A 23,586-nucleotide genomic window follows, 5' to 3' on the forward strand; every position below is an offset into this window, starting at 1 on the left:
TTTGCAATAATTTTTGTACCTGCCGCTGTCCAATTTAGCATTACCGTAAAATAAAAAAATCCCCTGGATTTTTGATCCAGGGGATTAAAAGACCAATCACTTTTTCCAACTTAAGGATTTACGATCAGCCTTTGTTTACTGAGGATGGTTTGATCGTTGCTTACGCTAATCAGGTACATGCCCTGAGACAGGTTGTCCAATGGGATGGTATACTGATCGCCTGAAGTTCTGATCCAATCCAGTTCGAACTGGCCAACTAATTGACCATTCATGTTGTGAATAAGAACCCTTCCCTGGCCAATTTCTTGCCCTAAAACCAAGGAGGCTTTGTCTTTAGCAGGGTTAGGGAAAATCTTCATCTCATTTTGTTCGGCATTTTCCAGAAAAAGGTCCATTTCTTTATACCCTCGACCAAACATTTCTTTATACCCTCTGCTAAACATTTCTCTGTAGCCGCGGAGGTTACTTCCATCGATGGCGTTTTTGGCTCCGTCGCCGATGATGGCAATCCCTGAGATACTGGCCCTGTTTTCTTTTGCGGTTAACGCCAAATTCAGAATACCATCCGTCACCGTGATGTTTTCAAAGGCCAGTAAGGTGGGGGCATTTCTGTTTTCTACGTAGATATCGAAGCCTTCTTTTACCATTTCACCTTCCAAAGCCAGGTCAAACACCCTTCTTCCGGCCGTTGCGTAAGGACCTCCATGTCCAAACCACAATTCGTTATGCATGGTAAGTACGGTATACGTACCATTGGGAACGGGTATGGCATAATTCAGGTTTTCAGCATTTCGTTCTGTTTGGAAAAGCTTCGTTGCTGATGCGTTGCTGTTTTCAAAACGATAAGACTGCTGATTGTAATAGGCTTCTGTGTTTTCCTCAGCAATAAAGAGGTTGCCATTAATCGTTTCGTCAGTCGTTCCTCCGGTATTCAAAAAGAACACGTGGTCTGTTCCGGTTTTCTCCACCGTCACGCTATTTTCCTTAAAAATAGCCAGTGCAGAAATGGATGCCCTGTTGGCACTCGCCACCATACCCAGATTTAGCACCCCATCCTTAACAAGTACCTTTTCAAAAGTCAGGATGGTAGGCTCGTTGTTATTTTCAACGAATATATCAAAATCATCTTTCGCCAAATTGTCTTCCAGAAAAATGTCAAAGACTCTGTTTCCTGCTTTCGCTTTAGCCCCTCTATGATTATGATTCAACTCGTTGTGGTAGGTTTTGATGGTATAGCTTCCGTTAGGGACCGGGATACTATAATTCAATACCTCACCATTCCGTTCTTTTTGGAACAATGGCTCCGAGCTTGCATCCGTATTGGTATAGGTAGAGGAGGCACTAAAGTAGCCCAGGTTATAGTCGGCTATGAATTCTTCTCCCTCATACTGTACGTTTCTGTAGTGTCCGGTTTTTAACCGCATAAAAGGTTCGAGCACTACAGATTCGGTCGGTGTCGATACCGAGGAATTGCTCTCTGAAAAGATGGCCAAACCACTGATACTTGCCCGGTTGGTAGAAGCACTCATTCCTAATTTTAGGTTGCCATCAGTCACCTCAATGGACTCAAAAGTCAGGACAAGTGGTTTGTTGTTGTTTTCAACAAATAAATCGAGGTTTTCTTTGACCATTTTATCTTCAAGAAGTATGTCAAAAACTCTCCTTCCTATTGCGGAAGAGGGGCCTGCCTGTCCGAAGTACAACTCATTATGGAACGTTTTGACGGTATAGGTTCCATTTGGGACTGGTATTTCAAGAGCGAACTCCTCTCCATTTCTTTCAGTCTGGAACAAAGGCTCCTGGAACTTGGTGTTGGAATAGGTGTATGTTTTTCCGGAAATGTGGCTGGTTACTGCCTGCTCACCTTCAAAGTCAGTTCCTCCGTATACTATTTCCTTTTGAGTACCCAGATTTACGAATAGGCTAAACGCTGGCTCCAGGTCGCTGATGGGGTTCTCGGCAGTTTCTTCCTCTGTAGGAGTAGGTTCGGTTATAACCTCTTTGGCTGAAACCGTCACCACCACTTCATCCGACAATCCCTTACCATTTTCATTATCTACTGCCTGTAAAGCCAGTGTAAAAGCCCCTTCCTGAACAGAAGTCCAGGTAAATTCGAAAGGAGAATCCGTGGAGGATGCGAAGGAATTTCCGTTCACCAAAAGGTCAACCCGCGCGACTTCTCCGTCCAGATCTATCGCTGAACCAGACACCACCATGCTTTCCCCAGTGTTGATTTCCGTATTTTCAAGAGGTTGGGTCAGGGTGATGATGGGCATGACGTTTTCCTTCTTGACCTCGATGGCGACACTGTCTGAGAAAACCGTTCTTCCGTAAACATCTACTGCCTCAGCGTAAATAAAGTGGGAACCAAAAGGAACATTTTCCCAGGTACAAGCTAAGGGGCTCTCTGTTTCTTCTGAGATTAATGTTTCACAAAAGTAATAGTTAACTTTTTCTACTTCTAATTCCCTTCCTTGGTCTACAGTTAACGTAATGGGAAGATCATCTCCCTCGATCATGCCGGAACCATACTCAGGAATGATTACTCTGGCCACTTGAATGGGTTCAGGTTGAGCAATTGTTTCCTCTGACGTTTTGATTAATATTATGGAGCGAAATGGCTCCAGCTCGATACTTCCGGAATAGCTTTTGTTATTCATGTCAACATATTCCCCGGATAGACTGACCGATTTTTTAGAATACCCTTCGTTGTATGCAAAAAATATTTTGTCATCAGGGTTGGTCACTTTCAGATCAGCCTCGTAAACGCTCAGGTTGTCCATTTGAAAATCGGCGTATCCCACATTTTCGAATTTGAACATCAGAACCGTTTCGCTTGAAGTTACTACCGGACTCAGTAGGATCTCGAATTCGTTTCTTTCGGTTGAAAATTCCACGGTATTAACGGCACTGATTGTTCTCCAGGGAGAAAATTTCTCTCTTAAATAAGCTTTGCCTGCAAAATCCTTGTTTCCGATTCCGCTAAAACGAATCAAGTAATTAGTTCCTTCTACCACTTTTCCGACACTCACATTCATTTCAAAAGTTCCGGATCCGGTTACACGTAAGGCTCCACCATCCAATTTGGAATTACTAACCCATGAAGTTTGTCCATTTTTTACGGTAACGTAATCGGCATCCTTGTCAAATCCCTCGTTATCGTATTTGTTTTCGCCGATTACGCCATTTACTTCGTAGGAGGGGATGGACACGGGGTGAATTTTGGAACCGGCATCTTTACCGTATAAGCTTTTCCAACCATCCAGATCCAATAATTTGGTTACCTCATAACTAGTTCCCATGTTGTACTTGTTGATGATCCGGTAATTATCGGTCATCGGACTTGCGTACACATTATTGTAAAAAGACCCCATTTGTCCAAGGTCATTTTTCACGGAGCTCAGGTTTAGATTATTCTGCTCTCCATTTTGAGAGAAAAACAGGTTGTTTTCAATGGTGTTGTTGCGAATATCCGCACCCATATAGTCGTTTCTAAAAAATAATTGGTAGGTGCTATTGTAGATGGTATTGTGGTGAATGTGATTTTGTCTGGCATTATGCAGGTAGATGCCTTTGCTGGAAATATTAGCAATGGTATTGTAGGCTACTTCTACGCCACTGGTATTGTCATCCAGGTAGATGCCCTCGGACTGAGGTTTGGCTAATGCAGATCGGATATTAGTTCCTTCCACCACGCCATGTCCATTCAGGATGATGTTTCCGATGACTTTTCGATTGTAATACGTCTCATTGCTGTTGCCAGTGTAAACATAGATTCCGCCACCGTCATTTTTGGTCTTGTTAAAATGATTGATGAAATTGTTCTTCACCACACTATTGTTTCCTCCAAAGCGGATTCCAACATAGCCCGAGTTGACGATCCTGTTGCCTTCAATCAAGTTGTTGTCGTTAGGAGAGAAAATGCCAAATCCATTTCCATCCCCTGACTTTCCCATGCCGGGAAATAACTGGATGTTGTTGATTCGGTTATTTCGGATGACGGCATCGTCACAGGATTTCAATTCAATACCGGAATTATGAATATCAATAACCTCGTTTCCTTCCAGGCGTAGCTTGTAATTTCCTTCGCCATAAATGCCATTTTCCCCAACCATTTCCACTTTGGAATTTTTGATCGTCACATTAGTACCTGTTGTGAGGTGAATGGCATTGGCATTGGCCCCTTTAAAGTGTAGGTTTTCGACCACCACATGATCTACCCGTTTTACCTGTGTTAGTAGATTTTCAAGCGCAGCTATTTTTACCGAATGCCTGGATGGCGATTCGTTTCCAAAGAATACCTTCAGATTAGCGTTTTGGATATCGTAGTACCACTCTCCAAGTTGATCCAATGTTTTGATGTGGTTTTGGATAAAATACCCAAATTCAGCCTTAGGCTGGTAGCTTGTTTCGCTGTTTGAGGCGTACTTTATGGTATTGCCGGAGTGAGAAGTAATTTTGTGACGGTCCAGGATCCAATAGATTTTTCGGATCACAACTTCAGCACCCGTCCAGTTAGGCCAGGAACTCAGTTCCTTGTCGGTAATGGAATTCCATGAGGTAGATTCATAAGTTAAGTACCCTTTATTGTCACTATCCGAATTGGGAAACCGACCCATTTCTCTGTCCTTATCATTGAAAACCACCAAAGTGGTAGGCCTGGATTCTAATTGAGAATGACTGGCCTCATATATACCATTACCTATGGATTTCCAAGAGGTAAGATCTACTAAACCGGTGATCACGGGGTTTGCTCCGCTTCCATAGTCACCGATGGTGATGGGATTACTTGAAGTACCGGAATTACTCATAACAATGGTACCGAAATAAGTCTCTCCTCTTCTGAAGAGTACTTTGTCCCCAGGTTGAAGGGAAGAAAATACTGCGTTCAGTTTTGCGATTGATTTCCAGGGAGTCTCAGGGTTTTGAGCTTGAGAAAAACTTCTGGAATCGTCTCCCTTTTCTTTGGAAATATGGTAATCGGTAGCAAAAGATGCTGAGACCACCAGAAAAGTGAAGATTGCGATTAAAAATACACGTGTTTTCATGAGTTCAGAAATTATATTTATGACACTTGTTCCGTTTTTATTCTTCTTGATATTTTTTGAAGGAATATTCATTTTGTTCTATCTTTTCTGAATTATAAATTCCTAAAACAGTATTTTGACTATTGAAATTAAATTTTTTGAATTTTATATATATCAAAATGATATTCTAAATATTCCTCTGTTTTTGTTAATTAATGATATAAAATATTTAAAACCAAATTTTATAACTGAGGATACATTTGGCGTAATGGGAGGGGAATAGGATAATTTCTGTATGTGATTTCAATATTGTTTTTGGAATTATTTTTATTGCCGATAGTCCTTAAAAAGGCACCGGTAAAAAATTTTAAAAAAAAAGACATTTTTTTTCGGTGAGTTTCAGAAGTTGCTGCTCTGACCGCATTTTCTAACTGAAAGGGCTAAAGGCAGGGGACGAAAATTTGTTTGGTGAAAAATTTTTAGGCGGTCTTCAATGCTGGATTTTCTGTTGAATCGGGGCGACGGGAGGATTTTTGAAGCATTATGAGAGCCAGATTCCTTAAAAAAAGTTGAATCCGAATACGATTAGGCGGCCTCGGGGTGGATTGTATTATACTAATTTCATTAAAAACGAAATGGATTACCTTAATCTACGCTTAGAACGGTCTGGAAAGACCATTTGTGAAAATGGCGAGGGGTAAAAAAAAACTCCAAATTATATTTTGTGCGTCGATTGAAGGGCAGAAAAGTTCTAACCGGTCGGAATTAGTATGGGATCTCAGTTCAGGAATTAAGGACGTATACTAGTTGTAGCTTGTTCTATTTTCGGATTAAAAATAGACTCTGAAAGGGGGCGAGCGTCAGTTGATTCGTATGAGATTTGCCTGAAAGGTCTTGCCAGTCAGCCTCTATTGCGATTACTTCCGCACTGTTTTTGGGGTTGGTCAGTAATTTGTAATTTTTCTGCTCTGGTAGTTTCTGAACGGGGTCCACAGATGAGATTAAAAATTCGGTTATTCGGGTGGTTTCATTTCCCTGGTAAAAGGTCAGCATTAATGCGGGAACTGCCTGCGCATCCGGACTATCAAAAACCAGGTAAAAATCACGCACGATCCTATCTGGTATAAGTACCTTACTGGCACTTAATTTTCGGTAGGCGGGACCATTTTGTCTCAGGTAGATTTCTACCGCCGAATTTTCCGAGTTCGTAATGGACAAGGACAGCGCATAGGACGCACTATTTTCCATTCCGGAAAGATTCACTTTCACTTCCGATTTCTCCGCAGTTCCTGTCACGGAGAAGCTACCATCCTTTTCCCAACTAAGGCCACAACCCCTAGTACAACTAATACGCTCCCTGTCAGTAGCTACTGACAGGGTTTTCCCGGGCAGGTGATCGCGATTGGTTACAAATTTTTCTAATTGGGGTCTTAAATCCTGATTAGGAGCGTTTTGTTCCCAACCGGAGACCTTTTTCCAATTTTCTGAATCAAAGTAACGTTCCTCATTTGACTCCGTATTGTGCAAGTGGAAGGAAATGCCAGTGCCGCTGAGATCCAGGTATTGATTTTGGTCAGTATAGCCGATGGTTTCAAATTCAGGAGTTCCAGACCGGATTCCCATGGCGATTTGGTGCGGTTCCTTTTTAATTAGCGTATTATTTGAAATTCTTATGTTTTCCAGTGGTTCACCCAAGTCATCGTCAGCTAGAAAAACCAAATAGCCCGCATCGAATACAAGGTTATCGATTACTTCAATGTTTTGTGCATTGTGAAGGTAGATGCCTTTATTAGCAACCTGGTAAATGGTATTGTCGATTATTCGGACATTATTGGAATTGTCATCTATGTAAATCCCCTCCGCGGGAGCAGGTAAATCCGATCCTTGAAGTGGGGTGCCTTCTCTTGCTCCTTTTCCATTTCGAACGGTATTTCCGCTAATTATTCTATCCGTGTAGCCAGGTTTTGAGTTTCCGGTATAAGAGTAGATGCCTCCGCCGTCGCCCTTGGTCAAGCAAAAACCATCCACCAGATTATGTTGAACCAGTGTTTTACTTCCTCTAAAGCCGATTCCAACATATCCAGTATTCCGAATGGTATTGCGCACGATGGTGTCCGCATCCGAAATGCTGAAGAAGGCAAAACCGTTATTATCTCCATTTTGCCCCATTCCTGGCATCATGTACGTATTTTCGATGAGGTTATCTGCAATGGTGGCCTGATAATTCCCCGATCGTAAATAGATTCCGGAATTAAACGAATGCCGGATCTCTGACTGGAGGATGCTCAAGTGATCCATGTTCAGGGCCAACACGCCATTTTCACCAGAATTTTCGATAATACCGTTAGAAAATCGAAAAAAGCTGCCTCCCCTAATAAAAAGGCCGACTTCATTGGCACCATTTAAGTGCAGTCCTTCAATAGTAACGTGGCGGGTATTGGGAAGTGTGGTGATAAGTAGGTCTACGCTACTGACCTGGATGGTATAACGTTCCGGATTATTTTCTTCCAGACATACGTAAAGCCTGTTGTTTTCGAGATCTTGGTACCATTCCCCGAATTGGTCCAGGGTGTTGAGGTGATTTTGAATAAAAAAACCGTATCCTTTTTTTGGTTCATAACTTGTTGCTGATGAAAAAGTGATCGTATTACCCTGCCTGGCATTGATTTTCTGCCGATCGATGATCCAGTGGTTTTTTCTAAGGACCAGTTCTGCTCCCTTCCAGCCGCCATTGTCCAGAAATATCTCGTGGCTTAGTTGATTTTTTCCTGCTATCTTTTCCGGTATGAGGTACCCTTTGTTTTTTTCATCCGAATTAGGAAACCGCCCCATGGCTTGAGGCTTTCCATCCATCGTTAGCACCCGGATTTGACTACTTGAAGGAGGTAATTCCACAAAATAAATGCCGGGTGAATGGCGTTTCCATCCCTTTAATTCGGTTAAGCCCGTAATCATCGGAAGCGAGCCATTTCCATAATGACTATAAACGATGGGTTTTTCTTTTGTTCCGGATTTTTTTAAGTGAAGCGTTCCGAAAAATAGGTCTCCTTTTTTAAATAAAACAGAATCTCCTGGCGATAATTGTGGAATAAACTGATTTAATCTTTCCAGGCTTTGCCAGGGAGTTGCCGGATGTTGGGCATCCTCTGGTGTATGGGTATCCTTGCCTGTAGAGGATGATAGGTAATAGCTGGCTGCGGACGTTTTAAAAAAAATGCCTAACCAAAGCAGGAATAATAAAAAACGGGTTTGGGTCATGGCTTATTCAATTGTTCCTTCTAGTTTTAAAGTAAATTTATAAATGGGAATGAATAGTTCGAAAAACATCCGGTCAGGAATTTTGATTCGTTACAATTTTGATACCAGGCGGCATGATTGCTAAGGTTATGGCATTAAATCGTTTATTTACTGAGAAAATCAATCCAAAAAGAATGACTTACCCCAATAAAGCATTCATTTTTCTATTTTCAAAGAAGCTTTTTCTTGTTTGCTGGTGGTTCATGGGGTTTCACCTGGCAATGGCACAGGAAACCACCTTCACCAATCCCATTCGCGATGGGGCGGACCCCTGGGTATACCAGAAGGGTAAACACTACTATTATTCGATGAGTACGGGCGATGGAGTTGCGGTGTCAGTATCAGAAAGGCTCACCGACCAGGGAACTCCGGTGAAGGTATGGGACGCTCCGGAAACGGGATGGAACCAGGCAACTGTCTGGGCCCCGGAAATCCATTACTTCAACGGTCATTGGTATATTTACTACGCTGCGGGAAAGGAACCGGGGAACCCGTTTATACATCAGCGGTCCGGCGTTTTGAAATCTGCTACTGAGGATCCTTTTGGCCCCTATGAAGACATGGGCATGCTCTATACAGGAGATGACCTGTCGGATCCGGGATCTGCCATCTGGGCCATCGACCTGAGCCCGGTAGTGATTCAAGGTCAACTGTATGCAATCTGGTCGGGCTGGGAAGAAAACAGGGATACCGATAAAACAAAGCAACACCTATATATCGCTACTATGTGTGACCCGGCTACAATCTGTGGCAATCGGGTAAAGCTTTCTTCTCCTGAGGAATCCTGGGAAAGGGGAGGGCCACTGGATTTGAACGAGGGACCTCAGGCCTTGCAATACCAGGGAAAAACGTTTATCATCTATTCGACCAGAGAGTCCTGGCTCAAGGAATATCGCCTGGGACAGTTGCAGCTGAAGGAAGCTACCTCGGATCCATTAAATCCGGATAATTGGGAAAAATCCGGTCCTGTTTTCATGGGAACTAATAAAGTGCTGGGAGTGGGACATTGTAGTTTTGCCAAATCGCCGGATGGAAGGGAGGATTGGATTCTGTATCATTCTAAAAAATCAACCACTCCCGGATGGGATAGAGATATTCGGCTACAACCATTTACATGGAGGGCCGATGGGAGTCCGGATTTGGGACATGCAGTGCCTGCAGGAGTCCCTATTCCCCTACCTTCCGGAGAGCAATAATAAACCTAAAAAAAATCAATATGAAATCAGTTCTTAATGCTATTATTATTGGCATCTTCCTTTTTTCCTGCGGGCGGAGTACTTCAGTCCAAGAGGTTCTGGAAGTGGAACCAGTCCCCGCCATTGTCAATCCGGTTTTAGCAGGGGATCGACCGGATCCTACGGTTATTCGGGTGGGTTCTTATTATTACGCCTCCGCTACCTCAAATGAATGGGCACCATTGTTTCCTATTTTCCGGTCTTCCGACCTGATAGAATGGGAACTGGTTAATTATGTTTTTCCGAACGGAGCTCCGGATTGGGCAAGGAATAACTTTTGGGCACCAGAGCTGGCTTATGATAGAGAGCAGGGAAGGGTGTTTGCGTATTACACGGCTAGAGATAGAATGACTAACCGCCTAAGCGTGGCCGTAGCCAGTTCGGAATCGCCTACAGGGGATTTTACCGATCACGGACCGTTGGTGGCACAGGAGTTCGGCTCCATCGATGGCTTTGAAGTGAGGGATGAACAGGGTACGCTATACCTTCTCTGGAAAGAAGACGGTAATAGCCAGGGAATGCCGACGCCGATGTGGGCACAGGAAATCAATGAAGAGCGAACGCGTTTATTGGGAAATCCCACCGAGCTATTTCGGAACGATGCTCCCTGGGAAAAAAACCTGGTGGAGGGTATTTGTGTGTTTAAAAAGGGAGACTATTTTTTTGCCACGTATTCTGCCGGGGCTTGTTGTGACAAGCAATGTAACTATCAAACAGGGGTGGCAAGGGCAAAAAATTTATTGGGCCCTTGGGAGAAATACAGTGGCAACCCTATTCTCACTGATAATGAGGACTGGAAATGTGCAGGCCATGGCACGGTGGTAGAAAAGGACGGAGCGCATTTTATGCTGTACCATGCCTATAACGCTCAGGGATCGGTGTATGTGGGTAGGGAAGGGGTGTTGGAGAAACTTAATTGGACGGAGGATCAGTGGCCTGTGTTGGATAATACGGCTGATTATACCCGGGAGGTGGCTTCTCTGGATTTTGAAGATGAATTTAAAGAAAAGTTAGATCCGCTTTGGCAATGGCGGGTGACTCAGGATATTCGTTTTTCAGCCGGTGAAAAGGGATTATTGCTAAACGCTTCCGAAGAGAACGAGGGCATGGGCAGCCTTCTGGTACAAGGAACCAAAGCGACTGATTACACGATGACAACCACGATAGATCTGGAGGAATCGAATGCCGTAGGAGGAATATTACTGGTCGGTGCCGAAAATAATGGATTCGGTGCACCGATTGCAGGTATGGGCATTGGGACGGGTGATGTAGGTGTACAGGTTTTTGAAATGAGGGATGGAGAAAAGCGGGTTTTTGAAGAAGTTGAAAAGGGCCTCTCCGGAGAGATTAACTTAAAAATGGAGGTAAAGGAGGGGTACCTGATTGCGTTTTCGTATCAGTCAGGCGTGGACGACTGGCAGCCATTGGGCGAAACGGTTGATGCATCCCACCTCGTTCCCTGGGGAATGGGTTTTCGCCTGGGAATGTTTGCGTTGGGTACGGAGACACAGCGCGTAAACTTTTTGGCGACGAAGATCCAGTACACGGGAAATTAGTTTTTCTGAACCGATCTAATTTTACTGTTTTCGAATCACCTTTGTTCGCTTAGAAGGGTTCTATTCGCCGCGAATTAGGCATCTCCTGGATACCTGCTCCAATTGGCTAGCCCGATAGCTTGCGCTGATAACTTTATTGCGGTTAGTCAACTCCGCCGGATTTCATTGTAGCAATAGGGGGATACGTTATTACTCCTCTTTTAGTCGGGAATGAGTCGGAGCGCAGCTGGCCGATAGGTTTACTCGGCCACTTCGCCGGTTTCGGTCCCGTCATCATTTGGTACAAAGGTCTTAATCTTAAACTGATGGTCGGGTTCGTTTCGGACATAAAGCGTGCGGGTAGGAAATGCGATATCAATGCCCATCGCATCAAACTGCTCTACAATTGCAAAATTGATTTGCTGTTGGATGTCCATATACTTGTTGTAATCGGCGACCTCGATGTAGTAAACTACTTCAAAATCCAGACTAGAATTCCCGAAGGCTTTGAAATGAGCCCTGTCAAACGTTACGGGAGATTGATTTTCCACAATTTCTTTCAGCATTTCGGGTATTTTTTTTAGGGCTTTCAAAGGGGTCTCATAAGTTACCCCCACGCCAAATAAAATCCGTCTCCGCTGCATTTTCTTATAATTGTGGATTCGTGAGCTGGTAAGATCACTGTTTGCCACCACCAATTCTTCGCCCGAAAGGGTTTTAATTCGAGTCGTTTTAATGCCGATTTTATCTACGATTCCATTTTTATCGTCTACGACCACAAAATCTCCGATTTCAATGGGCCTGTCAAAAAAGATCACAAAATAATTAAAAAGGTCTCCGAGGATATTTTGGGCGGCCAGCGCCACTGCAATACCACCGATACCCAAACCGGTGATAATGGTGGTAACGTCCCATCCAATATTATCAAAGAAAAACAAGATACCAACGGCCCAAATCAATACGTTGACAAGCAGGATGATGCCGCCAATTTGCTTTACTTTTTCTTCACCACCTTCCTGTCTTTTAACGTAAGACCGAATAAGCATGATGATTAGATTGGCGATTATTTTGACACCGTAGTAGGTAAGAATGATACTATGAGCTGTAGAGAGGCTATTTTCCAGAAATGGGGAAAGTGACAAGGTCCTTATCCCCCAAAATACGATGGAAATGTATATGGCAGGCAAAACATAGCGCTCAATAATGTCGAAAAGAAAATCATCCAGGCTATTATCAGTCCTTTCAGTCAACTTTTTGAGTCGCTGAAGCATGGCCTTTTTGAAGATTTTGACAATGCCCATTCCCAACAGAATAAATCCCAATGCAAGGAGGTAATCCTGTATCGTATTGTTCCAATATTCATGACTTAAGTATTCCTGTATCATTTTCGCTTTCGATTTGGTTGGCTACTGATGGTTAAAAAAACAAAACCGGATTTGGAGTGAAAAAGGTTCATCTTACCCATGCAAATAGGTAAGTGGTTTTATTCAACGACCAATCAGGGTTATTTCAGGACCAGAACGTGCGCTCTGTAAGCAGCAGGTAGAAAACTCATATCGGTTTTACCAGGAATGCCCTTAATTTTACCAGCGTCAGTAAATTGCCACATGGTAATTTCAGGAAGTGAAACACTATCTGGTTCTACCTTAAATTCAGTTGGAGGCTTGGAGGAAAAACGGGCAAGCCAATAAGGGTAGTTGTCAAAATGCCCCTTTAAATGCGTTTGATAAAACGCCTCATAGGTATAAATGATGGGTTTTACTTTGTAATGGCTTTCGATCGCTTCCAGGTAGGTTTTTAGATTTTGGATGAGAAGGTTATCAGAAATTTCCGGCCGGCTGCAGGCCGTGCAGTCCAGTTCAACGTCTACGATTGGCAAAATGTCTTCTGGAGATAAATTGACCTGGCTGATATAATGTGCTGCCTGCTCCAATGGGGGATCCTTGTATTGGTAGAAATGATAGGCTCCTTTGAGAATTCCTTCTTTTTCGGCGGAAGACCAGTTCGTATTAAAAAAGGGGTCAATTTCCCGGGCCCCTTGTGTAGCCTTTATTAAAACAAAGGAGACCGGATGAGGAAGAGAGTCGTTTTTTACCATTTCCCAATCAATCACATTTTGCCAGTGGGATACGTCAATTCCATAATACCCGTGTGTTTGGTGTCCTGGACTCCAATCCTTTTGGTATAAGTCAAATATCCGGAGCATGCTATCATAATGGTGGGCCCGATGGTGTATTTCCCCCGATTCCTTGGGAGCCGAGTGACCGGCATAGTAGAGAGGGCCAGCGGGTAGCCTATTATCAATTTGCTCGAAAGGGGTTTCTCCTGCGTTTGGATCCGTCTCGGAGAGGTAAATATGGTGCTCATGGATGGTTTTACCAAAATCCAATAGGCCAGTCAGGTTCAAGATCACCACCAGCAACATGCTAAACATCAGAAAAAAACCAATGAGCAAAACGAATAGTATTCTTCTGTACATGTCACTTCATTTTAGGAAACCTTCCGCTAACCATATTCGGTGGGAATCGACGGTCAAATAATGGATTTGATCAGGTGATCATTGATTCGGAGAAACGATTCGGAAGGTTCACCTGCTTCGAATTCAATTTTTATTTTTGCCAGCGGTGTCTTATTTCCAAAAAATCCGCCTCCGGAAACACCACCCAAATCAATTCCCAGGCTAGGGTTTTCTTCTCCGGGTTGGTTTTTCTTGAAAAAACTTCGGCTTCTTTTCTTTTCCTCTACCAATTGGCCCAGTGCCACCTTAAATTCCACCACCATATTTTTTATTTTAATGGCTGTAGGTGGAATGAGGCTCATTAACGGAACCTGAATGGTCGTCGTGCTCCCTTTTTCTGCCTCCGGATGGAGGTTGGGGACTTCTACTGCCCAGGTTTTGGCAATTCCGCCGTTTCGGTGGATATGGGAAGCCATATCTTCATTTTTGCGGTCTTCATCTTCCGGCCATTCAAAGTATCGATCCAACTGCTCCAAATGCTGTTGCTCGGTGAGCATTTGGGCTTCGAGCACGGCTTGGTGGATCGCTTGAAGTAGGTTGTCCAGTTTGATTGTTTTTGCCATGGGGTTAAGAATTATTTTCCAGCCAAACAGGTTTTCTCAAAAATCCTACATGGTAGGTAGTACGCTGAAGGGTGATTTGATGATCGCCAACCTGAAAAACACCCACTGAAATGTCCTTGCCTATAATCTTTCCTTTCGGGTATTCATTCAGGCATTTATTCAGTAAGGCCATCTGCCGCTCTTGTTGTTCTTCGTTCAATGGATTATTGGGGTTGATGTTACCTATGCTCACCCGTTTGACATAGGTAACATCTGCTAACTCCAAGGTCTTGGTACTGCTATTGATCATTTTGTTTGGGCAGCTTGCCTATCAGGTCAGGCTATCATGAGAGCCATCCGGGTTCACTTGTTTTTTACTGGCATCCTTTATTTTACCGGTTTTTGGATCCCGGTCTTTGCCAGCTGCAAGTGGTGCGACATTCACATCATGGGGCGTGGCAGCCGTGGCCATGATGTCGAGCACTCTGGCAAGTCCCTCCGGTGTGCCGTGATTGGACGCAGTTACTTCCACATGGTATTTCGCAGAATTGTCAGAGGTCCGGGTATTTTCTTTATGGGTGGCCACCGAACCATGAATTTTCACGGTTGCACTTACCGGTCCCCAACCAATTTTTGCTGAAACATCCGCGGAGGCATTCATATCGGTCGAACTGGTTTCAGAAGTGGAGCTTTTAACCTCCATGTCAAAGGTAATGTCCACGGTATCTACCTGTAAGTTCGGGATAGGAACCACCGCCAACATGGGCACCCGGATTTTTACCTCTTCAATGGTCCGTTGAGGCACCGGAGTAGGATTTTTATCGGTAACCTCCGGAACATAAATCCCGGGCCGCTCAAATTCAAAATCCAGCATTCTTGCTGCTCCCGTGGTGAATTCTCCCGGCTTTTTATCCACCGGAACCTGGGTAAAACCAACGGTATTGATGAAATCTGCCGTCGCCTGGGCTAATTTTACATTGGCCGACACAGCAGCATTTAACGGGCCTCCAATCAAATCCTGCATCGGCAGGCCTTTAAATTGATCCGACATGTTTACTAATCCTTCCGCCATTTTGAATTCTGTTTAATTGGTTAAAAATTAATGAATGGATAATCAGGGTGAAATATCCCAATCATTCTTTATTTTTAACTTATAAATAGGTGGACAAAAAGGGGACAATTTGTGGGAAATACTTTTTGACTTGTTAAAAAATGAGTTTTTTATATTTATTTCTAGGTATCAGCAATGGGATCCGTTTTTGGAACTCCCCATTTAGCAGGGACCTTTTTTTTCAATCGGTAACGAGCCTTTTTCACGCCGTCATAGGAAATCCCCATTACCGTTGCCATTTCCCGGGTAGTGTAGCCCAATTTAAATAAGGAGGCAATCATTTGCTCGTTTTCGGTCAGGTCTGGTAGCTCTTCCATTAGCCGCTCCCAATAACCGGGGAAAACCGTTTCAATCAACAAACGAAAGGTCCTTAGGTCTTCCTTTTTGGAAATCCGAAATCGGGAAAGAGCTTCCAGGGCTTCCTGCCTTGTCCTGGCCAAAGAAGTCCGTTCCAGTTGCGCCATTAGCTCCTTGTTTTTATGATCGGAACTGGCCAGGTGTTCAGCATAGACGAGCAGTTTTTTCTTCAGTTTTTCCTGTTTTTTCCGGCTTTCAGTTAGTTGACTGTCAAATGCAGAAAGTAATTTTTCTTTGATACTTAGCCGATGGTAAAAATAGACTAGTAAAATCATGCTTCCGAGTGCCAGGCCGGTCAGCCACCAATGAATGGCGGGATAGGGTTGGACATCCCAAAGCCTGGAATAGGGATTTGCCAGAAGGACCGAATCTTGTTCGAAAAGAAATTCGGAACGTGCAATACGTTTTATTTTCTCAATGTTAATCAGGCTATCCGATAATTTTTCCTTCTGTAGCAAACTATGACGGTAGGAAGAAAGGTCGTTGAGCCGAAAGTATTCTTCCGCCAGGTCTATCATTAGGTCTCTTTGAAGGGGAAGGTCTTTGCCTTTTTGGGCATAGGACAGGGCGAGCCGGTAGGTACTCAACGCCTCCTGCGACTGGTTGTCTGCCGACAAGATTTTTCCTTTTAGCCAATAAGCGTATCCAAGACTTCTGAGGTTATCTATTTTTTCTTTAATTAAAATGGATTTTGCAAGTAAGGTGTCCGCCCGCTCCAAATCCTGGAGTTCAAAGGCTAAAAAGGCCATGTTATTTAAAATAATGGCCCTCTCCGGTTCGCGCTGTTGCGACTTCGCCTGAGCCAATGCCTTGTCATTGTGATAGGAGGCTTGTTTATATAAGCTATCTCCCTCGGCCCCTTCCTGGTCTGCCAGTTTTTTAAAGACCAATCCCAGATTTAAATGAGCATAGAGGGTCTGCACGGGTAAGGCATGTTTTTCCGATAGTATAAGCGCTTCATGTAGGTGTTCCAGCGCGCTTTTATAATCTTCCAGATCTTTATAGACCAGGGCCAGACTCGTTTCACAATCAATGTAAAGGGCGAAATCTAAGGAACCTTTTGACCCTTTCAGAACTTTCAAGGCCTGGTGAAGGGCATTGATTCCTTTATCGGCAAGACCGATTTCTCTGTAAAGCTGTCCCAAGCCCTTTAGGTTAGTAGCCAGGCGATCAGGATTTTCAATTGATTTCGCATATTTCAACGCCTGATCAATATGGAAATGAGCCTTCTCAAAATCTTCCATTCTGCGGTACAGTTGGTAGAGGGCATGGTGGTTTTTTTCATTCAATCCCTGCAGGTTACCTGCTTTACTACGATTTAAAGCTTCCAGAAAATATGTTTCAGCAAGGTTCAATTTTCGCTGGTCGTAATAACTATATCCCAATACCTGCGCTGCTTCGGATTGTAATGCCGGGTTATTTGCCGCTTTTTCGTAGGCCTCTTTTGCATACAGGAAGGAACGTTCAGGTTGACTATAAGCCAATTCATTTGACCGGTCCAGTAGGCTACGCAGACTATCCGGATTTACTTTTTGATCGGTAGGTGAATACCCCATAAGGTTGCCTGAAGCAAGAAAAAACACCAATAGAGAAAAGATTGTTTTATTCACCGTTATGGGCGTTAAATTATACAAAATGGCTGTTTACCAACTGATTAATCGGTTACTAAATTTAACTGAAAAATCTTATTGATGCCATCGTACGGATTTAAAATTCAAGCAGGATAGTAAAAAGCATATTTTGGTATTTGAAACACAAAAAAAATAGAGGGGTTCCGGCTACACCTACATACCTGAAATAAAAAAAGAGCCAGCTTCCGAAGATGCTAGCTCTTTTTATAACCTGATTGGTCAATTTGTCCTTACACAGGGCTAACCATTTCTGTCTTTTTGATATTCCTTTGCCAGAAGAAGAAAATGGTAAATAATACAATCAAAATGACAGGGAATAACGCCATGTTTTGAAGGGTAGCTTGCCCTGCCATCAGTTCCAGTTCATCACCAGAAAATCCTTCGGCCCGCATTTCTTCTCTGGAGCTATCGATCCATCCTCCAATGATTGGTTGCCATATGGCTGTGGAAAACATGCCAATTCCTCCAATAATGGACATCCCTAAAGCACCACTTAAGGGTACTCGTTGAGCTACCGCACCTACCATCACTGGCCAGAAGTAAGCGACCCCTAAAGCAAATATGATAGCAACAAAGTAGGCGATTCCACCGGTAACCATACTGAAAAGGTAGATGCCTATCGCTGCAAGGATAGAACCTGCCAATAATACACCGGTTTGACCTAGTTTTTCAACTACCGGACCAGCAAAGAATCGGGCGACCGCCATTACTCCGGTGGTTAGTGCCAGAATAATCATGGCATTTGCGCCGCTGTTAGCCAATACAATATTTACCCACTGTTGCGGACCAAATTCGGAAATGGCAGTGAGGGACATACAAACGAAAAGGAAAAGAAAAACCGGACTGAATAAAGCTTTGAAGTTATTACCAAGAGAGGTGGCACCTTCCACTTTTGCTTTTGGAAACGCTTTTCCATAAAATAAGGCTGCGTAGATCACGGTCGGAACCATCGTAATCCACATTTGTGCCTCCCATCCCAGATTCATGGTGGTCATCACATTTGAAATGATGGCACCCAGCATGATGCCTCCGGGAAACCACATGTGGAACCGGTTTAGCATTTTGTTCATTTTTACACCGGAATACATGTCTGCAATCATGGGGTTACAGGCAGCTTCCGTACAACCGTTACCAAAACCGATAAAGAGTGTGGAGATCAGCAGGGTGGTGTAGCCTCCCGCATAAATGGTAAGCAAGATACCCAGCGTGTGGGCTACAAAAGCTACCCGCATAATGTTTTTTGCACCAAAAGAATGGTAGACAATTCCTCCAATGATCATGGAAATGGGGAATCCCAGAAACCACATGGAGTTGATAAACCCAAGTTGGGCGGCACTCAGGCCAAATTCGTCTCCAAGCTGCGGTAAGATCCCCGCCCGGATACTAAAGGTAAAGGCGGTGGTGATCAGCGCAAAACAGCTTCCGTTAAAGAGTGCGCTTTTGTTAATGTTTTCGTTCATTGAGTTTGGGTTTAGAAGTTTTTAAATGTTGTTTTCGGATGATTGTTCAAAATATTCGGACAATATAAAAAAAATTGATTTTACCTTTTGCCTTTTTTTTAGAATTATCGCCAATTTTTTGATAAGGGCAGGTATTATTATTTGGGGAATGACGCTCGTGAGTTCTTCGGTATCATTCTCGTGCCCAGGTTCCTTTACAGTCTTTCATGGATCATATAGGTGTACCTTGCCATTTTTATCGGCACTTGTAGGAACCTATCTGTATGGATCTTGGCTATGTAGGATATACATCAAGACCTGAAAGATGGCAATTTATCCCTACTTTTTTGTACCTATTGCCCTGCCTGGCAAAAGAACGCACTCGTGAAGCAGTGCGATTCTTTTCGCCATCTACTGCTATTTTTGAGAAAAAATATGCCTGATTAAACAAATTATTAAAACAATTCGTATATTGAAATGATATCATTTTAATGCTATACTAATATGGAAAAAACGATCAAACCCCTCTCTGGCTACCTGATGCTTCTGGTGGCCCTCGGTATTTTAGTACTGGCCATTTTTGGCTTTTCTGCGAAGGCTTTTCTTTTGGCCCTACCGGCGGCCCTGGCTTTCTTTCTGGTCCTTCCCGGATTTTTTATTGTAGAACCCAACAAAGCCATGGTATTATTGCTTTTCGGATCCTACAAGGGTACGGTGAAGGCAGATGGTTTTTTTTGGGTGAATCCGTTCATGACCAAAAAGAAAATTTCGTTGCGAGTCAGGAATTTTGAGAATAAGCCCCTGAAAGTAAATGACAAGATTGGTAACCCGGTAATGGTAGGCACCATCGTGGTTTGGCAGGTGGAAGATACCTTTAAGGCTTCTTTTGACGTAGATGATTATGAAAATTTTGTACACTTGCAGGCCGATGCGGCTGTTCGTAAGATGGCCGGTACGTATCCCTATGACAATTTTGAGGACGAGCATGCGGAGGTGACCCTGCGCTCCGGGGTGGAAGATGTAAATAAATCCCTGGAAGACGAGATCAGTGACCGCCTGCAACATGCAGGGATAAAAGTCATTGAGGCCCGGATTTCTCATTTGGCCTATTCTTCGGAAATTGCCTCAGCCATGCTTCAGCGGCAGCAGGCCACGGCCATTGTCGCTGCCAGAAGGATGATTGTGGATGGAGCCGTTGGGATGGTGGAAATGGCCCTGGAAGACCTGAAAATTAAAGGTATCATTGATTTCGAAGATGAGAAAAAAGCAGCCATGGTGAGTAATCTGATGGTGGTGCTTTGTTCGGACAAGAACGCCAGTCCAGTCGTAAATGTGGGCACGCTAAACCCATAAGGATGGTATACAAGGAAAGTCAGCCCTTAAAAAAAACATGGCTGATCCCAGTGGTTTTGGTGCTGCAGCTCCTTGTGGGTATGTTGGGATTGGCAGGAGGTTTTTCCACTGAGCAGCCCGTACAAGGCTGGATAAGTTTTGGGATCGTTCTCCTGGTGACCGGGGGCTTGTTAGTATTGTTTTTAAGCATGCGGTTGGAGACACGAATGGATGCTACTGGATTCCGTTTTAGGAGTCCTCCTTTTGTAAATACTTGGAAAAAGTATCCCTGGGAGGAGGTGAAAGACATCCAATTGCTTACTACCCGATCATTCGGGTCCTTTGGGGGCTTCGGATTATTGGGATGGAGCATCGGAATACGAAGAGGCTGGAATGGCGAATGGCGCTATGTATTTAGCTCCGGGAATGCGGTGCGGATTTACCTAAAGGACAGCCGGTTTGTACTAAGCACACGCAGGCCAAAAGAATTGATGGCTGCATGGGAAGAATGGAAAGTAGGAACGTAAGATTATGGCGCAGAAGAAACCCTTTGCCCTAAGGATAGATGAAAGGCTGATGAAAGCCGTTGAAAAGTGGGCATCCGATGAATTTAGAAGTACCAATGGTCAATTGGAATGGTTAATCCACGATGCCTTGAAAAAGGCGGGCAGGCTACCCGGAAGAAAATCAACGGAGGATAATAATGGTAGCGATTGATTTTAGGTACCTGAAGGAGTTCTCATTTTCCAATAGTTGCTTGCTACTATTATTTTTAAGTACATTTGAAAGGAACCATTTCCGGGCTGGGACCGGAAGGCAGACGAAAAAGAGACGATGAATACAACGGAAGAAGAAAAAATAAACGCTTTGATGGCCAAACTTTTCGATGAGACGGAAGAAGAGCCCCTTCGCTATGCGGAACATTTGGCTCGCATGGGCGGCCCCGAAGTGCATCGTCAGTTGGTCGGTGTGTTGCACCAGGGAAATATGGAGGAGGCGTTTTTAGCTGCCAAAACGCTGGGCATGTTGGAGGAAGATAGAGATAAGTCGTTGGATGCCCTCCTGGATGTGATCCATAAACCTTCGAATTCAAGCCAAAATGGCGCACTCGTGTCGCTGCTGGAGCAATTTGATTTGACTGAGAAGTTTGTCGATTTATTTCGAATTTTTCTCTTCGGCAACTTTAAAGCATCTGCATTGGCAAAAGTACATCTGGATTACGAGGAATTTGCGATCAGTCCCCGCACCTTGAAGAAAGCAGAAAAGCACTGGCAGCATTTCCTAAATAACCCTCGAAAAGAGGATGATGCGTACGAATTGAAGAAAGAGGAAGCCCAAACCATTTTGAACGAATTGAATGAATTGTTTGAAGAGGAATAGATTGCTTTTCAGGTAAATGAATAGTCCTAATTGAAAATGGAACCCAATATAACTAAATAACTAACCCGTATCATGAGTCGCTATGTTGTAAGAATTTGTTTGAGTCTGATTGTTTTTGTTTTTCAAGTGGGCATTAGTTCTGCCCAGAAGAACTGGAAGGAGCTGATTACAGTGGAAGATCTCTATCAAGCCCATCCTGAGACGGTGCAAGGGCTTTTTGCGCACCTGGACCTGGAGCTCTCCGGGCTTGCTAACGTAAAACAAGCCAGCGAAAGGGGAAATTGGGTAGTGGCGGCGGAGGAACTGCTTGAATATTATCAATCCACCGACCAGGCTGAATCTTTCCGCAAGCCGGTGCCCATGATTACCGAGAAAACCATTGCTGAAGCGGACACCATTTTGAAAAATGTTTTTACCATTCAAAATGTCAAAGGTGAGGTGCCCATTCTTCCGGACGGTCATCGGGACTGGTATTACAAAGGCCCCAACAACGACCGGGAGTGGGCCTGGTTATCCAACAGGCATAGCCAGTTGATGGTAGTCATGAACGCTTATTTTGAAACCGGTAATCCAAAATATGCCGAATACCTGGACTTATTTTTACGTGATTTTATTTTGAAAAGCATGCCTTACCCGGCAGAGAAAGGTTCGGAGTCCATTTGGCGTGGGTTGGAAGTGGCCGCCAGGGCCAAAGTCTGGACCAGGGTTTTCTATGGCATGTTGCAGAACGAATACCTCTCCCCAGCCACCCGTTTGTTGATGCTTAGTAGTTTGCCGGATCATGCACATTACAGCCGAAATTTTCATGGAGGAAACAACTGGTTGACCATGGAAATATCCGCATTGGCCACTATTGCTGCTTACTTTCCTGAATTCCGGGAATCAGATGCCTGGCTGGATTATGCGATAGCAGCCATGACCGAGAGTATGCGGGACCAGGTTTATCCCGATGGCGTGCAGACAGAGCTTGCCTCCCACTATCACAATGTGTCCTTACATAATTTTGAACTGTTCCAAACCATTTGTGAGGAAGCAGATAGAACCCTCCCCTCCTTTTTTACCCAGACGATTGAAAGCATGTACGGGTACATTGCCCGGGCGGTAAGACCGGATGGACACCGGATCTTAAATAATGATGGAGATCGGGGCAGTGACCGGAGCCTGATTCTGGAAGGGGCAGAAAAATTCAACAAGCCCGAATGGGCATTTATCGCCAGTAATGGGAGGGAAGGAAGTAGGCCCTCGGATGGACCCTCGTATTTTTTCCCCTGGGCGGGACAGCTGATCAGCCGAAGCGGATTTGATTCGCTGGACCACTGGTCATTCTTTGATATGGGCCCTTGGGGAAGCGGACACCAGCACAACGATAAATTGCATCTTTCGGTAGCTGCATTCGGAAAGGATTTCCTGGTCGATGCGGGCCGGTTTGCCTACACGGGTGCCGTAGCGGAAAAATTCCGACCCTATGCCCGAAGTAGTCGGGGCCATAACGTCCTATTGATCGATGGAAAAAGCCAGTCATCAGGCCCTACCCATGCTACCGAAGCCTTAGGTGAAAAATTTGTAACAATTACCGACGCCTATGATTTTGCCTCCCAGTCTTTTGATCGGTTTGATGATTTGGAAGGAGAGGCCCGCCATATTCGTAGTTTGTTGTACGTTCGAGGTCGTTTCTGGATCGTAGCAGACAGGGTTCTGACAGATCGGCGCAGAGAAATACAGGCTTTATGGCATTGGCATCCCGATGTGAAGGCATCGGTAAATGAACAGCAAGTAATCGGAATGCTGCCTGAGGGAGCGTTATCCCTATCCTTGGTTAGCCCCGCTGTTTTTGACGTATCCGTTATCCAGGGCCAGGAGGCTCCGGAAATACAAGGATGGTACAGCCCCGAGTACAACTTATACGAAGCCAATGCAGCGACTCTTTTTGAAGGCAGTCTGGACCATAATCAGACGTTGGTTTGGCTATTGGTTCCGGGGGAAAGCGATTTAGTGGGGGAGCATCAGGTTAAAGTTTTATCTGAAAATGACCAGCAAATTGAGCTGGAAGTGCAGCTTGAAGAGGAAATTTGGCACCTGGTTATTCCCTTTCTGGATAGTAGCCATGTAAAGCTTACCAAAATCAAATAAAAAAAAGCCTCTTCTTGGACATTAAGAAGAGGCTTTCTATTTTTTTAATGTT

At 44.1% G+C, this 23,586-nt stretch carries 16 protein-coding genes; 7 read left to right on the forward strand and 9 right to left on the reverse strand.

Features of this window, described 5'->3' with window-relative positions; all coding sequences use genetic code 11:
• Window positions 1–110: 110 nt before the first annotated feature.
• Together GJS45_RS12245 and GJS45_RS12250 are read right to left on the reverse strand one after the other, a co-directional pair.
• Window positions 111–5,048 (reverse strand): malectin domain-containing carbohydrate-binding protein, encoded by a 4,938-nt coding sequence (locus tag GJS45_RS12245; RefSeq protein ID WP_162342132.1) that lies wholly within the window; start codon window positions 5,046–5,048, stop codon window positions 111–113.
• Window positions 5,049–5,846: 798 nt separating this feature from the next.
• Entirely contained in the window at window positions 5,847–8,285 is a 2,439-nt protein-coding gene (locus tag GJS45_RS12250; protein ID WP_162342133.1) for a right-handed parallel beta-helix repeat-containing protein, read from the reverse strand.
• Between the two features lie 173 nt (window positions 8,286–8,458).
• Between GJS45_RS12250 and GJS45_RS12255 the strand changes: the two genes are divergently transcribed.
• Together GJS45_RS12255 and GJS45_RS12260 are read left to right on the forward strand one after the other, a co-directional pair.
• Entirely contained in the window at window positions 8,459–9,520 is a 1,062-nt protein-coding gene (locus tag GJS45_RS12255) for a glycoside hydrolase family 43 protein (protein WP_235954733.1), read from the forward strand.
• 20 nt (window positions 9,521–9,540) lie between these two features.
• Window positions 9,541–11,115 (forward strand): family 43 glycosylhydrolase, encoded by a 1,575-nt coding sequence (locus GJS45_RS12260; protein ID WP_162342134.1) that lies wholly within the window; start codon window positions 9,541–9,543, stop codon window positions 11,113–11,115.
• A gap of 239 nt (window positions 11,116–11,354) precedes the next feature.
• Here the strand turns inward: GJS45_RS12260 and GJS45_RS12265 are convergent, their stop codons facing one another.
• The 7 genes from GJS45_RS12265 to GJS45_RS12295 all read right to left on the reverse strand — a co-directional run bounded on the left by GJS45_RS12265 (window position 11,355) and on the right by GJS45_RS12295 (window position 18,713).
• Window positions 11,355–12,479 carry a mechanosensitive ion channel family protein gene (locus tag GJS45_RS12265; protein ID WP_162342135.1) on the reverse strand — a complete coding sequence of 375 codons (1,125 nt, stop codon included), beginning with the start codon at window positions 12,477–12,479 and terminating at the stop codon, window positions 11,355–11,357.
• Window positions 12,480–12,598: 119 nt separating this feature from the next.
• Window positions 12,599–13,573 carry a glycoside hydrolase family 25 protein gene (locus tag GJS45_RS12270; RefSeq protein WP_162342136.1) on the reverse strand — a complete coding sequence of 325 codons (975 nt, stop codon included), beginning with the start codon at window positions 13,571–13,573 and terminating at the stop codon, window positions 12,599–12,601.
• A gap of 53 nt (window positions 13,574–13,626) precedes the next feature.
• Window positions 13,627–14,175: a DUF2589 domain-containing protein gene (locus GJS45_RS12275; RefSeq protein WP_162342137.1), complete on the reverse strand. Its 549-nt coding sequence runs from the start codon at window positions 14,173–14,175 to the stop codon at window positions 13,627–13,629.
• Between the two features lie 4 nt (window positions 14,176–14,179).
• Window positions 14,180–14,464, reverse strand: coding sequence for a hypothetical protein (locus GJS45_RS12280; RefSeq protein ID WP_162342138.1), 285 nt, complete (start codon window positions 14,462–14,464; stop codon window positions 14,180–14,182).
• A gap of 21 nt (window positions 14,465–14,485) precedes the next feature.
• Entirely contained in the window at window positions 14,486–15,226 is a 741-nt protein-coding gene (locus GJS45_RS12285) for a DUF2589 domain-containing protein (protein ID WP_162342139.1), read from the reverse strand.
• A 161-nt stretch (window positions 15,227–15,387) separates the two neighbouring features.
• On the reverse strand, window positions 15,388–17,232 hold the full coding sequence (locus GJS45_RS12290) for a tetratricopeptide repeat protein (RefSeq protein WP_162342140.1): 1,845 nt from the start codon (window positions 17,230–17,232) through the stop codon (window positions 15,388–15,390).
• 251 nt (window positions 17,233–17,483) lie between these two features.
• The gene (locus GJS45_RS12295) at window positions 17,484–18,713 is read right to left on the reverse strand and encodes an MFS transporter (RefSeq protein WP_162342141.1); all 1,230 of its coding nucleotides are present in this window, start codon (window positions 18,711–18,713) and stop codon (window positions 17,484–17,486) included.
• 483 nt (window positions 18,714–19,196) lie between these two features.
• On the opposite strand from GJS45_RS12295, the gene GJS45_RS12300 reads away from it, so the two are divergent.
• The 5 genes from GJS45_RS12300 to GJS45_RS12320 all read left to right on the forward strand — a co-directional run bounded on the left by GJS45_RS12300 (window position 19,197) and on the right by GJS45_RS12320 (window position 23,534).
• On the forward strand, window positions 19,197–20,045 hold the full coding sequence (locus GJS45_RS12300; RefSeq protein WP_162342142.1) for an SPFH domain-containing protein: 849 nt from the start codon (window positions 19,197–19,199) through the stop codon (window positions 20,043–20,045).
• 2 nt (window positions 20,046–20,047) lie between these two features.
• A complete protein-coding gene (locus tag GJS45_RS12305; protein WP_162342143.1) occupies window positions 20,048–20,551 on the forward strand; it encodes a hypothetical protein in 504 nt (167 codons plus the stop codon).
• A gap of 4 nt (window positions 20,552–20,555) precedes the next feature.
• The gene (locus GJS45_RS12310) at window positions 20,556–20,741 is read left to right on the forward strand and encodes an Arc family DNA binding domain-containing protein (RefSeq protein WP_162342144.1); all 186 of its coding nucleotides are present in this window, start codon (window positions 20,556–20,558) and stop codon (window positions 20,739–20,741) included.
• Window positions 20,742–20,858: 117 nt separating this feature from the next.
• Window positions 20,859–21,404: a HEAT repeat domain-containing protein gene (locus GJS45_RS12315; RefSeq protein ID WP_162342145.1), complete on the forward strand. Its 546-nt coding sequence runs from the start codon at window positions 20,859–20,861 to the stop codon at window positions 21,402–21,404.
• 72 nt (window positions 21,405–21,476) lie between these two features.
• Window positions 21,477–23,534 (forward strand): alginate lyase family protein, encoded by a 2,058-nt coding sequence (locus tag GJS45_RS12320; RefSeq protein ID WP_162342146.1) that lies wholly within the window; start codon window positions 21,477–21,479, stop codon window positions 23,532–23,534.
• Window positions 23,535–23,586 lie beyond the last annotated feature (52 nt).

The sequence above is a fragment of the Cyclobacterium salsum genome (assembly GCF_010119245.1).
In the GTDB taxonomy this organism is placed as follows: domain Bacteria; phylum Bacteroidota; class Bacteroidia; order Cytophagales; family Cyclobacteriaceae; genus Cyclobacterium; species Cyclobacterium salsum.

What these genes read in the sequence shown, in the direction of transcription:
- GJS45_RS12245 (WP_162342132.1), bottom strand. Translation starts at nt 5,048, where the DNA reads ATGAAAACACGTGTATTTTTAATCGCAATCTTCACTTTTCTGGTGGTC.
- GJS45_RS12250 (WP_162342133.1), bottom strand. Translation starts at nt 8,285, where the DNA reads ATGACCCAAACCCGTTTTTTATTATTCCTGCTTTGGTTAGGCATTTTT.
- GJS45_RS12255 (WP_235954733.1), top strand. Translation starts at nt 8,459, where the DNA reads ATGACTTACCCCAATAAAGCATTCATTTTTCTATTTTCAAAGAAGCTT.
- GJS45_RS12260 (WP_162342134.1), top strand. Translation starts at nt 9,541, where the DNA reads ATGAAATCAGTTCTTAATGCTATTATTATTGGCATCTTCCTTTTTTCC.
- GJS45_RS12265 (WP_162342135.1), bottom strand. Translation starts at nt 12,479, where the DNA reads ATGATACAGGAATACTTAAGTCATGAATATTGGAACAATACGATACAG.
- GJS45_RS12270 (WP_162342136.1), bottom strand. Translation starts at nt 13,573, where the DNA reads ATGTACAGAAGAATACTATTCGTTTTGCTCATTGGTTTTTTTCTGATG.
- GJS45_RS12275 (WP_162342137.1), bottom strand. Translation starts at nt 14,175, where the DNA reads ATGGCAAAAACAATCAAACTGGACAACCTACTTCAAGCGATCCACCAA.
- GJS45_RS12280 (WP_162342138.1), bottom strand. Translation starts at nt 14,464, where the DNA reads ATGATCAATAGCAGTACCAAGACCTTGGAGTTAGCAGATGTTACCTAT.
- GJS45_RS12285 (WP_162342139.1), bottom strand. Translation starts at nt 15,226, where the DNA reads ATGGCGGAAGGATTAGTAAACATGTCGGATCAATTTAAAGGCCTGCCG.
- GJS45_RS12295 (WP_162342141.1), bottom strand. Translation starts at nt 18,713, where the DNA reads ATGAACGAAAACATTAACAAAAGCGCACTCTTTAACGGAAGCTGTTTT.
- GJS45_RS12300 (WP_162342142.1), top strand. Translation starts at nt 19,197, where the DNA reads ATGGAAAAAACGATCAAACCCCTCTCTGGCTACCTGATGCTTCTGGTG.
- GJS45_RS12305 (WP_162342143.1), top strand. Translation starts at nt 20,048, where the DNA reads ATGGTATACAAGGAAAGTCAGCCCTTAAAAAAAACATGGCTGATCCCA.
- GJS45_RS12310 (WP_162342144.1), top strand. Translation starts at nt 20,556, where the DNA reads ATGGCGCAGAAGAAACCCTTTGCCCTAAGGATAGATGAAAGGCTGATG.
- GJS45_RS12315 (WP_162342145.1), top strand. Translation starts at nt 20,859, where the DNA reads ATGAATACAACGGAAGAAGAAAAAATAAACGCTTTGATGGCCAAACTT.
- GJS45_RS12320 (WP_162342146.1), top strand. Translation starts at nt 21,477, where the DNA reads ATGAGTCGCTATGTTGTAAGAATTTGTTTGAGTCTGATTGTTTTTGTT.